General features: G+C 73.0%; 11 protein-coding genes. 5 read left to right on the plus strand and 6 right to left on the minus strand.

Features of this window, described 5'->3' with window-relative positions; translation table 11 throughout:
- Positions 1-68: 68 nt before the first annotated feature.
- From ITJ64_RS18070 to ITJ64_RS18080, 3 genes are all read right to left on the minus strand, one after another.
- The gene (locus tag ITJ64_RS18070; RefSeq protein ID WP_194682044.1) at positions 69-1829 is read right to left on the minus strand and encodes a DUF5719 family protein; all 1761 of its coding nucleotides are present in this window, start codon (positions 1827-1829) and stop codon (positions 69-71) included.
- Positions 1819-5808, minus strand: coding sequence for a glycosyltransferase (locus ITJ64_RS18075; RefSeq protein ID WP_194682045.1), 3990 nt, complete (start codon positions 5806-5808; stop codon positions 1819-1821). The genes ITJ64_RS18070 and ITJ64_RS18075 overlap by 11 nt, the downstream gene beginning before the upstream one ends.
- 89 nt (positions 5809-5897) lie before the next feature.
- Complete coding sequence (locus ITJ64_RS18080) at positions 5898-6224, minus strand: WhiB family transcriptional regulator (protein WP_173184054.1); 327 nt, start codon at positions 6222-6224, stop codon at positions 5898-5900.
- A gap of 195 nt (positions 6225-6419) precedes the next feature.
- Between ITJ64_RS18080 and ITJ64_RS18085 the strand changes: the two genes are divergently transcribed.
- On the plus strand, positions 6420-7373 hold the full coding sequence (locus ITJ64_RS18085) for a GlxA family transcriptional regulator (RefSeq protein WP_194682046.1): 954 nt from the start codon (positions 6420-6422) through the stop codon (positions 7371-7373).
- A gap of 12 nt (positions 7374-7385) precedes the next feature.
- Here ITJ64_RS18085 and manA read toward each other — a convergent pair whose 3' ends face one another.
- Entirely contained in the window at positions 7386-8669 is a 1284-nt protein-coding gene (gene manA / locus ITJ64_RS18090; protein WP_194682047.1) for a mannose-6-phosphate isomerase, class I, read from the minus strand.
- A 126-nt stretch (positions 8670-8795) separates the two neighbouring features.
- On the opposite strand from manA, the gene ITJ64_RS18095 reads away from it, so the two are divergent.
- Genes ITJ64_RS18095 through ITJ64_RS18110 form a run of 4 tightly spaced genes read left to right on the plus strand, consistent with a single transcriptional unit; the run spans position 8796 to position 13586 of the window.
- Positions 8796-9974 carry an acyl-CoA dehydrogenase family protein gene (locus ITJ64_RS18095; RefSeq protein ID WP_194682048.1) on the plus strand — a complete coding sequence of 393 codons (1179 nt, stop codon included), beginning with the start codon at positions 8796-8798 and terminating at the stop codon, positions 9972-9974.
- 56 nt (positions 9975-10030) lie between these two features.
- Entirely contained in the window at positions 10031-11386 is a 1356-nt protein-coding gene (locus ITJ64_RS18100; protein ID WP_194682049.1) for an O-antigen ligase, read from the plus strand.
- Positions 11383-12708: an O-antigen ligase gene (locus tag ITJ64_RS18105; protein ID WP_194682050.1), complete on the plus strand. Its 1326-nt coding sequence runs from the start codon at positions 11383-11385 to the stop codon at positions 12706-12708. Before ITJ64_RS18100 ends, ITJ64_RS18105 begins: the two co-directional genes overlap by 4 nt.
- A complete protein-coding gene (locus ITJ64_RS18110) occupies positions 12705-13586 on the plus strand; it encodes a glycosyltransferase (protein ID WP_194682051.1) in 882 nt (293 codons plus the stop codon). The genes ITJ64_RS18105 and ITJ64_RS18110 overlap by 4 nt, the downstream gene beginning before the upstream one ends.
- Here ITJ64_RS18110 and ITJ64_RS18115 read toward each other — a convergent pair whose 3' ends face one another.
- Together ITJ64_RS18115 and ITJ64_RS18120 are read right to left on the minus strand one after the other, a co-directional pair.
- Complete coding sequence (locus ITJ64_RS18115) at positions 13587-14354, minus strand: glycosyltransferase (RefSeq protein WP_194682052.1); 768 nt, start codon at positions 14352-14354, stop codon at positions 13587-13589.
- Positions 14351-15628 carry a hypothetical protein gene (locus tag ITJ64_RS18120; RefSeq protein ID WP_194682053.1) on the minus strand — a complete coding sequence of 426 codons (1278 nt, stop codon included), beginning with the start codon at positions 15626-15628 and terminating at the stop codon, positions 14351-14353. The genes ITJ64_RS18115 and ITJ64_RS18120 overlap by 4 nt, the downstream gene beginning before the upstream one ends.
- Positions 15629-15635 lie beyond the last annotated feature (7 nt).

A 15635-nucleotide genomic window follows, 5' to 3' on the forward strand; every position in this document is an offset into this window, starting at 1 on the left:
CTGGCGGGTGGGCGCTGACGCGCATCCGTCTCCCGGCGCAGCCCGACCCGTCTGACCAGGCGCCTGGCCTAGGGGTAGACGGTGATCGGCGTGGCCTCGGGGCCCGGGCGGGCGATCGCGTACGACGAGAGCACGCCGTCGCCGAAGTAGCTGACGGTCGCACCGACGGGCACCGACGAGGTGACGAGGTACGAGCCCGGCTCGAGCGAGAGCGAGCGCGCCCCGGGCACGAAGGTGCCGGTCGACTCGGTGCCGTCCGTCTTCGCGAACACCACGTCGGCGTCGCCCTCGGTCTCGTTCACCAGGTGCAGCCGGGCGCCGGGGCCGTCGGCGATGGTGACGAAGAACGGCGAGTCGAGCTGCTCGACCGGCTGGTACCAGGCGAAGTCGGTCTTCCCGTTGACGATGGTCGAGGTGCGGGCACCGGCGACGACCGGCTGGTCGGAGTCGATGGTCACGGAGTAGAGGCCGTCGGGGATGTCCTGCAGCGGGAACTCGGTCACGACGCCCGGCGTCAGGCCGACCTGGTACTCGGTCTCGGTGCCGCCCGTGCGCTCCTCGGCGACGCGGATCGTGACGGAGGCGGGGTCGGCGCCGGGCACGACCATCCGCAGCACGCTCTGCAGGTCGGCCGTCTCGGGGCTGCCCACCTGCTCGGCGATCGACGAGGTGCCCGAGACGCGGATGCCCGCGATGACCTGCTCGGTCGACGCCCCCGCGATCGATCCGGCGACCTCGGCGCCGCCGGGCGCGAGGCCCCGCACGACGCTCTGCTGCAGCGCGGCGGTGACCGCGCCCACCTCGGCGGTGACGTGCAGCACGGGTGAGGCGAGGTCGGGTGCGAGCCCGGCCAGCGACAGGATGCGCGTCGAGCGCGCGGGCACGTCGATGTTCGAGGCGCCGGGCGCGTCGATCGCACCCTGCTCGCCGTAGAGCGCCAGGTCGACCACCGCCGGCACGTCGCCCGGATTGCCCAGCACCACGAAGCTGGTGCGGCCGACCGTCGTGGCGCCGGCCACGAGCCAGCTGTCGGCGCTCGCCTCGCCGCAGGCGGCGGTGGCGAGGCCGACGAGGTCGCCCTCGGCGACGTTCTGCGACTGGGCGGCGGCGAAGAGCGTGTCGCCGGCGGCGGCCGCGTCGGCCGGCAGCGCGATGCGCAGCGGAGCGGAGTCGGCGGTGGAGGTGCGGTCGTCGGGCGAGAGGAGGGCGCTCACGTCGATCGCCGCGTCGGGCGTGGTGGCGGCCTCGTCGGTCTGGGCGGTGCCGACGCCGGAGATGGCGGTGGCGTCCTGGCCCGACTCGTCGGACAGGCGCACCAGGGGGCCGGGGCAGGCCCGCACCTCCTCGGCGGGGGCGGGGTCGACGGTCTCGGCGGAGGGCGCGGCGGTGATCGCGGGCAGGGGCAGCGCGAAGGCGGCACCCACGACGGCGGCGCCGAGCGCCACGACGACCACGCCGGTCGCGATGCGGGCGCCGGTGGCGACGGCGCGGCGGGAGCCCGTGGCGGGGCGCTTGGCCGGCTTCGCCGGGCGGCGGGTGCGGCGGGGGCGGGCGGCGCGCTTGGCGGCGGCGCTGTCGGCGGTGGTGGTTTCGGCGGTGGTGGTGGTGGTTTCGGCGGTGGTGGTGGCGGCGGCGTCGGTCGGGGTGGCCGGGGTGTCAGCCTTTCCCGTCATGTCGCTCGCGCCGGTGGACGCGGTGGATTCGGTGGTCTCCGTCGCTCCGGCTTCAGCCGGGGCCGCAGGCGGGGTCGCGTTCGCGGGCTCGCCGGAGGCGGCGGTCGCGTCGATGTTCTCGGGTTCGCCGTTCGTGGGGCGGGACTCATCGGCCATCGGTGGTTCCCTCCTCGTGGTTCTCGTGGGCGGTGTCGTCGGCGGCGTCGCGGTCGGCGGCGTCGCGGACGGTCAGCACCGTCTCGTCGTCGGGGTCGTAGTCGGAGTAGTCCGGGCCGGGCAGCGGATCCGCCGCCGGGGCCTCGTAGCCGGGCTCGAACCGGGACATCGGACGAGCCTCCTCACTCGGGAGGGCATCGACCGGGCCGGTCGGCCGGGTGGCGGCGTGGTCGGACGCCGACACGGGGGCGGGCAGCGCCTCGGTGGCGGACCCCTCGCCCTCGCGGCCGTCGTTCCCGCGGCCGTCGCCGTCGCGGTCGTCCGGGGTGGAGTCGGCGGGCGGGATGACGGGCGTCGGGGCGGTGTCGGCGGTGGCCGCCTCGACCTGCTCGCTCACGCTGGGCTGCGGCACGACGGGCGCTTCGACGGGGGCGTCGTGGGTGTACTCCCCCGAGCCCTCCGTCTCGTCGGCGGTGGGAGCCTCCGGGCGGTGGCCCGCGTACTCGGCGGTGGAGTTCTGCTCGGCCACGGGCATCGTCGGCCGCGCGGTGCCGGCCCACCACGGGGTGTCGGCATCCGACTCGGGCGCCGGAACGGGGGCGGGGGCCGGAACGGAGGCCGGAGCATCCGGAGCAGCGGGCTGCTCGTCGACGTAGTGCGCCGCGTAGACACCGGCCGGGGTGGTGACGCTGCTCGCGGCGCGCTCGCCCGTCGGGGACGCACCCACCACCTCGGGCTGGGCGCGCTCGTCATCATCGGCACCGGCGACGAGCGGCTCGACGGTGTCCGCGGTGCGGTCGGCGTCGGCGTCGGCGGCGGGCTCGACGGAGTCGGCAGTGCGGTCGGCGACCACCGCGGCAGCGGCCGCGCCGGCCAGGGCCGCGGCCGAGACCGTGGCGACCTCGGGGCCGCCGGTGCCGATGCCCGGGGCCGCTGCCGGGCCCGCGCTCTCGAGCGAGGACGGGGCGGCCGGCGCAGCGGAGGGCTCGGCAGAAGGCGCGGAGGGCGTCGCGGGCCGCACCGCCGGGGCCGGCGAGGGGCCGGCCGGGGTGTCGAGCACCTCGGGCTCCTCGCCGACGGGCACGCGGTCGGCCACGTCGGTGAGCTTCTCCTCCGCGATCTCCTCCTCGACCGAGTCGGCCGCGCCGACATGGGCCGTGGTGCTGACCGCGCGGTTGCCCTGCACCTGCAGGCGCCCGGCCGGCAGGGCCAGCAGCAGCGCGATGCCGAACACGAAGGCCTGGATCACGAGCACCAGCACGCCGAGCGGCGTCCCGGTGTTGGTGGGCGACGGCTGGGGCAGGCTCGCCAGTGTGCCGTCGTCGGCGACCTGCCAGAGGGCGCCGGCGAAGGTGTCGCCGATGAAGGTGAACTGCGCGTTGCTGTTCAGCGCGTTGGCGGTGCGCGACGCGATGTCGTCGGCGGGCGCGCCCTGCTCGTCGGCCGGGGCCGGGGTGAGCAGCACGAACTCGATGCCGAGCGCGGTGAGTCGGCTCGAGACCTCGGCGCCGCTGATCGAGGCCGCGTTGCCGACGATCGAGGCGAGCTCCGAGCCGTCGGCGCCCACCGAGTCCGAGAGCGCCGCCGTCGAGGCGAGGGTCGACTGCTGGTCGAGGGTCGGTCCGGCTCCGTGCACGACGGATGCCCCGATGCCCCCGTCGCCCTGCGGCGAAAGCAGCAGCGTTCCGACGCGAGGCGTGTTCGAGGCCTCGGCGGTCACGTAGGCCGGCAGCTGCCGCGCCGATCCCGCGGCGACCTCGGACGTGCCGAGCAGCAGCCCGAGCGCCGACGGCAGCACGATCACGGCGACGGCGGCCGTGGCCACCACGGCGGGCAGCGCGACGAGACGCGGAAGGGAGGAGAGCCCGATGACGGCCGCGCCGACCAGGCCGAGCCACGCCAGGCTGAGCCCGGATCCCGGCCAGATGACGACCGACTGCGACCCGCTGGTGGCGAGGGCCAGCTGCTGCGACGCCACCGCGGTCGCGAAGCCGAGCAGGGCGATCACGACGGCGACGACCGCGCGGTAGGACCCGGGCAGGAACAGGGCGGCGAGCGCGATCAGCGCGAGCGGCACCACGAGGATGCCGAGCACCAGCAGCACGACGCCCGCGTCGATCCCGACGCCCGCCGCGAGCGACTCCCAGCCACCGAGCCCCGTGCGCGGAAGCCCGAGCAGCAGCTCGATCACCGGAACCGTCGGCCGCCACACGGGCAGCCCGGGGTCGGCGAGGAGGGCGAGCGGGGTGCCGCGCTGGAACTGGTCCCAGATCAGCGGGGCGAACAGGGCGAGGGCCGGCACCGGGATGCCGATCAGGCGCATCACGTCGCGGCGGCTGGCGATGGTGGCGATCAGCCAGACCACGATGAGCGCCGGCCAGAGCGAGGGGGCCGTGGCGAGCACCGCGGCGAAGAGGATCGACGCGATCGCCGACGCCGACCACGACTTGGGCGCGGCGAGCAGGGCGAGCACGAGCCAGGGCAGCAGGAGGTGCGCGAGCACCGGGCCGATCATGCCGGCATCGAGCGCGCCGACGAACGGCGGGGCGAGCACCCAGAGCACCGCGGCGGCGCTGCGCAGCACCGGACGGTCGGTGAGCCGCGCGGCGCAGAACCAGGCGGCCAGCGCGGCCAGCGGCAGCGCGACGAGGTAGAGGCCGACGATCGCGAACGACGGCGACCAGAAGGTGAGGCTGCCGAGCACGGCCAGCACGGCGGCGAACGGGTCGGCCGCACCGACGAAGCCGAGGCCGATGTCGCGGAAGCCGGTGCCGATCTGGGCCCAGAGCCCGCCGACGGTGGTCTCGAGCGGCAGCGCTCCGTCGCCGGTGATCGCCGCGGCCCCGAACACGGGCAGGAAGACGACGAAGCCGATCAGGGCGACGACCAGCACGGTCGCGACTCCGCCGCTGGAGATGAACTGGATGCGGTCGCGTTCGCCCCGGAGGTACGTCAAGGCGATCTCCCGCTGCAGGGAGGCGCGGCGGCGCATCTCGTCGCCGGGCATCCGGAGCGGGGCGATCGCTCGCCAGCCGACCTTCTTCGACGCCTTCAGCTGCCGCCGGGCTGCACCGATGTGCGAGCCGAAGGCGGTCTTGAACGCCGCGGCGAACTCGCCGCCGATGGCCCCGGGCTGCTTGCGCACGAGCTGGAAGAGCGAGCGGCCGACGGCGAGCGGCACCAGCGAGAGCCAGTGGAAGACGACGGCGAACGGGGGCGCGTAGACGAGCCGGCGGTGCAGCTGCGCCGCACGGCGGGCCGTCTGGCGCTTGCGGCGCGCCGAGCCCTTGATCGAGCGGCCCGGGCCGGAGAGGCCGTCACCGTCGGTCGACACCCGGGCGGCGGGCACGGCGATGACGCGGTGACCGGCCAGGCGGGTGCGGATGCTGAAGTCGAGCGAGTTGTCGGCCGTCGGCAGGGCGGGGTCGAAGCCGCCCACCTCGTTCCAGACGGTGTGGCGCACGAGGAGGCCGGCGGCACCCATGGCGAGCACGTCGCTCATGCGGTCGTGCTGGGCCTGGTCGAGCTCGGTCTCGACGAGCGGAACGCTGGCGCCGAGGCGGGTGACGGTCTCGCCGAACTCGCTGATGTAGTCGGGGTCGTCCCACTCCATCTGCTTCGGGCCGGCGGCGGCGACGGAGGGGTTGACCTCGACGGCGGCCAGCAGGGCGGCCAGCGCATCCGGTTCAGGAGCGGTGTCATGGGCGAGCAGCCAGAGCCACTCGTTCTCGTCGGCGGGCGGGGGCGCGACGCCGAGGGCGTGCGAGATCGCGGTGCCGAAGTTCAGCCGGCTCGAGGCCTGGATGAAGCGGGTCGGCTGCGCGGCCGCCAGCAGCGCGGAGGTGGCGTCGGTCGAGGCACAGTCGACGACCACCAGCGCGTCAGGGGCTCGGGTCTGGGCCGCGATGGCCTCGAGGGTTCGCGGGAGGTAGTCGGCTCCGTTGGAGGAGACGAGGACGGCAGTGACTCGGGCGTGCATATCGTGACGACTCTAAGTGGCCCTCGACGCTGTGCCCGGCGACCTCCGCGGCGTGCCGGTATCTTATGAATCCCGTGTGAAGGAGGCGGCTATACGGCGCGCTTGCGCAGCTTGCGGCGCTCGCGCTCGCTGAGTCCGCCCCAGATGCCGAAGCGCTCGTCGTTCTGCAGCGCGTAGTCGAGGCACTGGGCCTTCACCTCGCAGGAGGTGCAGATGCGCTTCGCGTCGCGGGTCGATCCGCCCTTCTCGGGGAAGAACGCCTCGGGGTCGGTCTGTGCGCAGAGCGAGTCGGCCTGCCAGGCGAGGGGGTTCTCCTCCTCGTCGACGCGGGGCTTGCGCACACCGGGGACGCCGAGGCTGACCGGGTCGACGAACCAGTCATCCGGTACGCCTGAGCGATACTCTGACATGGCCATATCACGCTCCACCCTCTGAACCAGCTTGCGACTTGCCGAAAACCCCGATGCCTAATTACACCCGTGTAGTTCGCTCACGTCAAGTCGCAGATGGTAAACCCTCAACCACGCCTTAAGGCTTGCGACACGGCGCGTGTCGCGCCCCTCCGAGGGCCTGGCTGGACATTTCTCGGCTGCCGTCGATATCCTGCCAGCATGCTCCAGAAGGTCGCCCTCATCGCCATCCCCGGCGTCGCCCCGTTCGAGTTCGGCGTGGTCTGCGAGGCGTTCGGCATCGACCGCAGCGACCACGGCGGCCCACGGTTCGACTTCACGATCGTCGCCGCCGAACCCGGCCCGGTGCGCACCAGCCTGGGGTACGAGATGACGATCGCCGACGGCCTCGACAAGGCGGCCGACGCCGACCTGATCGCCGTGCCGGCGCACGAGATCGACGCGGACGTGCATCCGGAGGTCGTGCGCCTGCTGCAGGAGGCCTCGGCCCGCGGCGCCTGGATCATGAGCATCTGCAGCGGCGCCTTCACCCTCGCCAAGGCCGGGCTGCTCTCGGGCCGGCGCGCCACGACGCACTGGATGCACGCCGAACGCCTCGCCCGCGACTTCCCCGACATCGACGTCGACCCCGACGTGCTCTTCGTGGAGGACGGCAACATCATCACCGGCGCCGGCACCGCCTCGGGGATCGACGCCTGCCTGCACCTCATCCGCACCGAGCTCGGCGCCTCGGCCGCCAACGTGGTCGCCCGGCGGATGGTCGTGCCGCCGCAGCGCTCGGGCGGCCAGTCGCAGTACATCGCGACGCCCATCCCCGAGAGCCGCAGCGACTCCTTCGCCGAGGTCACGGCGTGGATGCTCGAGAACCTCGACCAGGAGCTCACCATCGACGAGCTGGCGCGCCGGGCCCTGATGTCTCCGCGCACCTTCGCCCGGCGCTTCAAGGCCGACACCGGCACCACCCCCGGAGCGTGGCTGAACCGCCAGCGCCTGCTGCGGGCGCAGCAGCTGCTCGAGGAGAGCACGCTCGCGCTCGACACCGTGGCCGCCGAGAGCGGATTCGGCACGGCCGCCGTCATGCGCCACCACTTCTCGAAGACGCTGAGCACCACCCCGGCGGCCTACCGCCGCACGTTCTGCCGCGTCCCCGCCTGAGTCGAGGCCGCCCTAGGGCAGCTCGGCCGCCGGCGCGCCCGGCGCCGCCACGAACACGGTGCCCGAGCCACCGAACGCCAGCGCCCCCTCGTCGGGCGTCGCGAAGAACGCCTCGCCGCGCGAGACCCGGTGCGTGCCCGACGCTCCCGTCACGGTCACCGCCCCCGCCGTGCAGATGCCGATGGCCGCGCCGAGCGGCGTGAAGCCCACGGTGGGCGCCGCGAACGGTCGGTCGATGCCGACCTCGACCTGCGCCAGCACGAAGTCGGGCACGCCCGGCGTGAACACCGACAGCCCGGGCACCGGCTGCGTCGGCACCAGGTAGGGCACCGGCAGCGCGTCGAAGTCGAGCACCTCGAGCAGCTCGGCCACGTCGACGTGCTTGGGCGTCAGCCCGCCGCGCAGCACGTTGTCGCTCGCCGCCATCAGCTCGACGCCGAGCCCCGAGAGGTAGGCGTGGATGTTGCCGGCCGGCAGGTACAGCGCCTGCCCCTTGGCGAGCGTCACCCGGTTCAGCAGCAGCGAGATGACGATGCCGGGGTCGCCCGGGTACTCCTCGTTCAGCCGCACGACGGTCTCGAGCGACGGCGTGTACGGGTCGGTGAGGTGGGCGTGCGCCGGGTGCAGCGCCTTCTCGGCGGTGCGCACGAGGTGCCCGACGAGCGCCGGCACCTCCTCGGCGCCGCTCAGCAGGTAGGACACGACCGAGCGCAGGATGTCGGCGTCGCTCTCGAACGCCGTCGGCGAGTCCTCGAGCAGGTGCACGATCGGGCCGTAGAGCTCCCAGCGCGGCGCGGTCTGCGAGCCGTCGATCATGACGAGCAGGTCGACGATCTGGCGCACCTCGTACAGGGGGCGGAAGCCGCAGAGCGCCTCGTACCGCTCGCTCAGCGCGACGATGAGCTCGGGCTTGTGCAGCTCGTCCTTGTAGTTGCGCGCCGGGTCGTCCAGCGGGATCCCGGCCGCGTTCTCGCGGGCGAAACCCTCGCGGGCGCGCTCCAGCGTCGGGTGCGCCTGAAGCGAGAGCGGCGCCGCGGCCGCCAGGATCTTCAGCAGGTACGGCAGCGTTCCACGCCGCCCCACGATCCGCGTCGGATCGCTCGCGATCCACGACTGGAGGTCGGTGTGCCCGCCGGTCAGCGACGGGTCGAGGATGCGGGCCGGACTGCCCGGGTGCGCCCCGAGCCAGAGCTCGGCCTGCGGCTCCCCGGTCTCCTCGGTGCCGAGCAGGCGCGGGATGGCGGTCTCCGACCCCCAGGCGTAGTCACGCGGCGTGTTGGTGATGGGTACGAACATCTTCCCTCTTCACTTCGGGGCCGGCTTGGCAGCGACCTACAAGCAGCGGCGGCCCGTCGATGGGCCGTTTAGACCAAACTACCAAGCGCCTGCGTCCCCGGATGCACGCCCGAATAGGCTCCGGCCATGACCTTCGAGCTCCTCGCCAGTGACTTCTACTCCTATGAGAATCTTCTGAACGAGCAGGAGAAGACGGCGATCGCCGAGCTCCGGCACTACCTCGAGACCGAGGTGAAGCCGATCGTGAACGGCCACTGGGAGGCAGCCACCTTCCCGCACGAGATCGTGAAGGGCCTCGCCGGGCGCAACGTCTACAGCTACGCCTGGGACGAGACGAAGCCGTTCGAGAACTCGGCCGTGTTCCGCGGCTTCGTGGCCCTCGAGCTCGCCCGCGTCGACGCCAGCGTCGCCACCCTCGTCGGCGTGCAGAACGGCCTCGCGATGGGCTCGATCAGCGTCACCGGCTCGCCCGAGCAGCGCGCCGAGTGGCTGCCGAAGATGGCCAGCGGCGAGATCGTCGGCGCCTTCGGCCTGACCGAGCCGACCTCTGGCTCCGACAGCGCCCAGGGCCTCCGCACGGTGGCCACCCGCGACGGCGACGAGTGGGTGCTGAACGGCTCCAAGCGCTGGATCGGCAACGCGACCTTCAGCGACATCACCGTGATCTGGGCGAAGGATGCGGCCGACGGCCAGGTCAAGGGCTTCATCGTGCCGACGAGCACCCCCGGGTACACGGCCACCAAGATCGAGGGCAAGCAGAGCCTGCGCATCGTGCAGAACGCCGACATCACGCTCGAGGACGTGCGGGTGCCCGAGAGCCTGCGGCTGCAGAACGCGAACTCGTTCCGCGACACCGCCAAGGTGCTGCGGCTGACGCGCGCCGAGGTGGCCTGGGCCGCGGTCGGCAACTCGGTCGGCGCCTACGAGGCGGCCCTGCGGTACACCAAGGAGCGCGTGCAGTTCGGCAAGCCGATCGCCAGCCACCAGCTCATCCAGGACCTGCTCGTCAAGAGCATCGGCAACATCACCGCCAGCCTCGGCATGGTCGTGCGCGTCTCGCAGATGCTCGACGAGGGCACGCAGAAGGACGACCACTCGGCCCTCGCCAAGGCCTACACGACGGCCCGGATGCGCGAGACCGTCGCCTGGTGCCGCGAGGCGCTCGGCGGCAACGGCATCGTGCTCGAATACGACGTGGCCCGCCACTTCGCCGACGCCGAGGCGCTCTACTCCTACGAGGGCACGCGCGAGATGAACACGCTCATCGTGGGCCGCAGCCTCACGGGCTTCGCCGCCTTCGTCTGAGCCGATGGCGGATGCGCCCCCGTCGCATCCGCGGGGCCCTGGGTAGGATCGACCGCATGCGCTACCCGACCGACGCCGTGATCCGGTCGCTCGCCGTGCTCGTGTTCTTCACGGCGTTCGGTGCCGACCTGTGGCGCAACCTGATCGGCTGGTGGGGCTACCTCGCGGTCGCGGCGGTGCTGACGGCGGCCTCGGCGGTGCTGCTCACCCGGCGCCGGCTCTGGAGCCGCCTGCACCCGCGCCGCCTGCCGCGCACCTTCGTGCTGTTCGGTCTGCTGCTCGTGCTGTCGCTGGCGTGGTCGTTCTACCCGGGCGCCACGGTGCTCGGCCTCCTCGCCCAGGCGGCGACGACGCTCTGCGCCCTGTTCCTCGTCGCGGCCCTGAGCTGGCCGCAGATCGTCGCGGCCGCGTCCACCGCGCTGAACTGGATCCTCGGGCTCTCGCTGCTGTTCGAGCTCATCGTCGCCGTCATCGTGCGGCAGCCCGTGCTCCCCTTCTTCACCGACTACGCCGGCCAGAAGGTGCCCGACGCCTTCTACTGGTCGCAGGGCCTGCTGTTCGAGGGCGGCCCCGTGCAGGGCATCGTCGGCAACCGCAACCTGCTCGCCTTCGTCGCCGTGCTCGCCCTCGTGCTCGTGCTGGTGCAGCTCGCTCAGGGCCTCCGCCGTCGCGGGCCCGCCCTCGCCGGGGTCGTCGTGGCAGTGGCCACCCTCGCCCTCACCCGCTCGGCCACGGCCGTCGCCGCCCTCGTGATCACGGCCGGGATGCTCGGCGTGCTCCTGCTCGCCCGCCGCGCCGGCCCCGGCCGCCGCACCTGGCTGCTCGGCGGCGTCGCCGCGGTCGTCACCCTCGCCATCGTCGGAGTCAGCACCTTCTGGTCGCAGATCCTCGGGCTCTTCGGCAAGAGCGACGATCTCACCGGCCGCCTGGACATCTGGCGCGCGGTGAGCGAGCTGTCCGCGCAGCGCCCCGCGTTCGGCTGGGGCTGGATCAGCTACTGGGCTCCCTGGGTCGAGCCCTTCGACGGCCTCGCCGAGCGGAAGGGCGTGGTCTACCTGCAGGCCCACGACGCCTGGCTCGACGTGCTGCTGCAGGTCGGCGTCGTCGGCCTCGTGCTCTTCGCGATGCTTGCCGTCGGCACCTTCTACCGCAGCTGGTGGTTCGCGGTCGACCACCCGCTCGACGCCCGCGGCCAGGCCCTCCCCCGCGTCGCTCTGACGCTGGCGCCCATCCTGCTGCTCACCGCCCTGCTCGCGCAGAGCGTCGTCGAGAGCCGGCTGCTGGTCGAGGGCGGCTGGCTGCTGTTCGTCGTGATCGCGGTCAAGACGAAGCTCGACCTGGGCGCGGTCGCCCAGGACCTCGGCACCGAGCCGCCTCGTCTCATCGGCCTGGCCGAGCCGGCGCGGCGATGACCGCGGAGCCGAGGCCTCCGCACCACCCCGTCGCGGCCGCGCTGACCTTCTTCGGCCAGACCCGGTTCGCCAAGGCGCTGACCGTCGCGATCCTCGCCACCGCCTTCCTCTCGCACCTGCTGCGCGCGACCGTCGGCTGGCCCGGGCTGATCGCCATGATCGCGGTGCTCGTGCTGCTCGCCGCCCTGTCGTTCGCCGGCCGCTGGCGCGAGCTCGACTGGCACGGCCTGCTCCCGGTGTCGCTGCTGCTGTTCCTCGCCTGGTGCGCGCTGACCTCGCTCTGGAGCCAGTACCTCCCCTCGACGCTGAACGGCTTGGCCTATCTCCTGGCGTATGCCTTCCTCGGCATCTACGTCGCCGTGGTGCGCGACCTGATCCAGATCGTCCGGGCCCTCGGCGACGTGCTCCGGGTCGTACTGACGCTCTCGCTCGTGGTCGAGGTGGTCTCGGGCGTGCTGCTGGACGTGCCCATCCGCTTCCTCGGCGTCACGGGAGCGCTCGCGTCGGGCGGCCCGATCCAGGGCGTGCTCGGCACCCGCAACATGCTCGGTTTCGTCGGCCTGATCGCCCTGGTGACCTTCGTGATCGAGCTCGCCACCCGTTCGGTGCGCCGGGGCACCGGGGTGTTCTCGGTGGTCGTCGCGGCGCTCGCCATCGTGTTCTCGGGCTCCCCGGTCACCGTGGGCGTCGCCGTCGTCACGGCCGTCGCCGCCCTCGTGCTGTTCGCGCTGCGCCGGGCCGCGCCCGACACCCGGCGCGGCTGGCACTTCGTGCTGCTGGCGGTGGGCCTGCTGACGCTCGTGCTCGGCTTCCTCGTGCGCGGGCGCATCCTGGAGATCCTGAGCACCCGGCGCGAGTTCACCTACCGTCTCGAGATCTGGCGCGAGCTCTGGCGCCTGATCGACCTCAACCCGCTCGAGGGCTGGGGCTGGACCGGCTTCTGGCGCTCCAACGTCTCGCCGTTCTTCGCGCTCGACGTGATCGGCAACCGGGCGCACACCTCGGCCCTGAACGCCTACTTCGACGTGTACTTCCAGACCGGCCTGATCGGCATCGCGATCTTCGTGGTCTTCGTCGCGCTCACCATGGGCCGCGCCTGGGTGCTCGCGGCCGCCCGCAAGAGCATCGTCTATGTCTGGATCGCCCTCGTCATGGTGGTGCTCGTGGTCACCAGCTCGGCCGAGAGCGCCGTGCTGGTGGAGTACGGCTGGCTGCTGCTCGTGATCTGCTCGGTCAAGGCCGCCCGCGACCTCAGCTGGCGGCGCAACCTCCGCCGCGCCGACGACCCCGTGCCCGCCCCCTCCCAGGAGACCACCCCGTGACGCTCGACATCATGATGCCGTTCTACGGCCGCTTCGACCACTTCCGCGAGGCGGTCGACAGCGTGCTCGCCCAGAGCGACCCCGACTGGCGGCTCGTGATCGTCGACGACGTCTACCCCGATCCGGCTCCCGGCGAGTGGGCGGCGTCGCTCGGCGATCCGCGGGTGCACTACCTGCGCAACGTGGTGAACCTCGGCGTGGGCGCGAACTTCCGCGAGTGCGTGCGGCTGATCGAGAACGACCGCGCCGTGCTGATGGGCTGCGACGACCGGATGCACGCGGGCTACGTGGCCCGCGTGGCCGAGCTCGTGCGCGAGCATCCTGAGGCGGCCATCGTGCAGCCGGGCGTCGAGGTGATCGACGCGGACGGGCGAGGGCACCGCCCCCTCGCCGACCGGGTCAAGGCCGTGCTGCGCCCGCGCGGGCCGAAGCCCGAGGTGCTCGCCGGGGAACCGCTCGCCCGCAGCCTGCTGATCGGCAACTGGGCCTACTTCCCCTCGGTCGTCTGGCAGTCGGAGGCGCTCCGGCGCTTCGGCTTCCGGCCCGGCTACGAGGTGGTGCAGGACCTGCAGCTCATGCTCGACATCGTCTTCGACGGCGGCTCGATGCTCATCGACGACGAGGTCGTCTTCTCCTACCGCCGGCACGCCACGAGCGTCTCGGCGGTCACCGGGCCCGACGGCGCCAAGTTCGCCGAGGAGCACGCGCTGTTCACCGAGACCGCGGCCCGGGCGCACGCCGCCCGCTGGCACCGCGCCGAGCGGGCTGCCCGGCTGCACCCGACCTCACGCCTGAACGCGGTCTCGGAGCTGCCCGCGGCCCTCCGCGCGGCCGACCCGGCGGGCCGCCGCGCGCTGCTGCGCCACCTCCTGCGCTAGCTAGCGCCGCGCCCGTTTGGCGGCGAGCGCGCGGCGCCACGCCTCGAGCACGGCTCGGACGAGCATCCGTCGTGCGCGGAGGATCGTGCCGAGCCCCCGCACGCCGAGCGGCGTCTGGTTCGAGTCGTGCAGGCGGCGCTCGACGACGTCGCGCTCGAGGTGGCGGATGCTGCCGCGCACGTTGCCCGTGATGGCGATCCAGACGTCATGCGACTCGGTGACGAACGCCGGGATCGGCAGGATGCCCCCGTCGATCGCCTCGCGCCGGAACCCCATCGCGCAGCCGAAGTAGGGCCGGTAGCCGATGAGGATCGCGAACAGGTTGAGCAGGTGCTTCGACGATGTGCTGTCGCGGAGCGGCGGGTACCACAGCCGCTTGCCGGCGCGGCCGAGGATGGAGTGGTTGCCGGCGACGACGAGCGCGTCGGAGAGCCCGGCGATCATGGCCTCGTGTCGGCCGGGGGTCCAGACGTCGTCCTGGTCGCTGAGGAAGACGTAGCGGCCGCGGGCCCGGCGGATGGCCGCCTCGAAGGCCCGCACGTAGCCGACGTTCTCGTTCGTCGAGGTCAGGAACACCCGCGACTCGTTCAGCCGCGCGACGGTCTGCACGATGACGGCGGCGGTGTCGTCGGGCGAGGAGTCGTCGACGATCACGAGCTCGTCGTCGGGCCCGAGCTGGGCGACGATCGACTCGATCTGCTCGGCCACGTAGGCCGAGCCCTTGTAGGTGGCCATGCAGACGCTGGCACGGATGCCGCCCGGGCTCATGCCGTCACCGTCCTCTCCTGACGGCTCGCGCGCCGCAGCACGACGAGGTGTATCACGAGTCCCGCGAGCGGACCGATGCCGAGCGCCAGCACGGTGCGCAGCTCGGTGCCGCCCTCGCCCTCGAGCGGCAGCAGCAGGATCAGCACGGCGAGCGCCGTCGCCGCCAGCCACCCGAGCGAGAACCAGCGGTGCTTCTCGAGCGCGAGGCAGAGCGCGCCCGTCAGGGTCAGGAGGGCGAGCATCGCGGCGGCGAGCACGAGCCCGGCCACCGTCCACCCGCTGATGACGTAGTCGGGGCCGTAGACGAGGGTGAGCAGCCACGGGCCGATCAGCCCGCCGACCACCGCGCCGGCGACGGCGATCAGGGCGATCAGCCGCGCCACCGGAGCGAGGGCCCGGAGCCCCGCCGAGCGGTTGTTCACGAAGTGCGCGATCGCGACGCCCTGGTAGGCGTTCAGCGGGATGAGCAGCGGCGCCCGGGTGAAGGTGACGGCGACCAGCAGCGCGGCGGCGGCCTCGTACTCGGCCCGGGTGGAGGTGAGCGTGAGGATGACGGGGAACCCCACCACGAGCACCGCGCTCGACCCGGAGGCCAGGCAGGCGTGCCCGATGCGCTTCAGCAGCTCGCCGAGCCCCACGTCGCTGCGGGCCGAGGCTGCTCGGCGCAGCGTGGGCGAGAACAGCAGCCCGATCAGCCAGGCCACCGAGGCGGCGCTGGCGGCGACGGCGAACCCCGCGACGCTGGCGGCGATCAGCGCCGCACCTCCGACGAGCACGATCCTGAGCGCCGAGTCGCCGATCACCAGCCGGGCGAAGGTGGCCCACTCCAGGCGCCCGCCGAGGATGCCGACGATCGTCGCGTGGCCCGAGTAGAGGGCGACCGAGCAGCTGAGCGGCCCGGCGAGCCAGGCGTACTCCGAACCGAGCACGGCGGGGCCCCACCAGAGGCTCGACGCCCAGAGCAGCACGCCGAGCCCGACGCCGACGGCGAGGCCGACGCCGAGCAGCCGCGGCTCGCGGCGGTCGGGCCGGTCGAGGGCGTCGCTGACGTGCACGGCGCGGGTGGTCTCCGACGAGAGCCCGCCGAGGATGCCGTACCAGGCGAACAGGAACGACCAGAACGCGAGGAAGGTCGTGGTGGCGGCCTGGTCGTCGCCGAAGGTCTTCGGCACGATGATGATGACCGCGAAGCCGACACCCGCCGAGATGAGCGACGCGACCCCGACGCCCACGAAGGAGCGCCGGCCGATCGTCGCCCGCGGCTCTCCGGTCATAGCGTGC

Source organism: Herbiconiux sp. VKM Ac-1786 (genome assembly GCF_015350805.1).
Lineage (GTDB): Bacteria > Actinomycetota > Actinomycetes > Actinomycetales > Microbacteriaceae > Herbiconiux.

What these genes read in the sequence shown, in the direction of transcription:
- ITJ64_RS18070 (WP_194682044.1), bottom strand. Translation starts at nt 1,829, where the DNA reads ATGGCCGATGAGTCCCGCCCCACGAACGGCGAACCCGAGAACATCGAC.
- ITJ64_RS18075 (WP_194682045.1), bottom strand. Translation starts at nt 5,808, where the DNA reads ATGCACGCCCGAGTCACTGCCGTCCTCGTCTCCTCCAACGGAGCCGAC.
- ITJ64_RS18080 (WP_173184054.1), bottom strand. Translation starts at nt 6,224, where the DNA reads ATGGCCATGTCAGAGTATCGCTCAGGCGTACCGGATGACTGGTTCGTC.
- ITJ64_RS18085 (WP_194682046.1), top strand. Translation starts at nt 6,420, where the DNA reads ATGCTCCAGAAGGTCGCCCTCATCGCCATCCCCGGCGTCGCCCCGTTC.
- manA (WP_194682047.1), bottom strand. Translation starts at nt 8,669, where the DNA reads ATGTTCGTACCCATCACCAACACGCCGCGTGACTACGCCTGGGGGTCG.
- ITJ64_RS18095 (WP_194682048.1), top strand. Translation starts at nt 8,796, where the DNA reads ATGACCTTCGAGCTCCTCGCCAGTGACTTCTACTCCTATGAGAATCTT.
- ITJ64_RS18100 (WP_194682049.1), top strand. Translation starts at nt 10,031, where the DNA reads ATGCGCTACCCGACCGACGCCGTGATCCGGTCGCTCGCCGTGCTCGTG.
- ITJ64_RS18105 (WP_194682050.1), top strand. Translation starts at nt 11,383, where the DNA reads ATGACCGCGGAGCCGAGGCCTCCGCACCACCCCGTCGCGGCCGCGCTG.
- ITJ64_RS18115 (WP_194682052.1), bottom strand. Translation starts at nt 14,354, where the DNA reads ATGAGCCCGGGCGGCATCCGTGCCAGCGTCTGCATGGCCACCTACAAG.
- ITJ64_RS18120 (WP_194682053.1), bottom strand. Translation starts at nt 15,628, where the DNA reads ATGACCGGAGAGCCGCGGGCGACGATCGGCCGGCGCTCCTTCGTGGGC.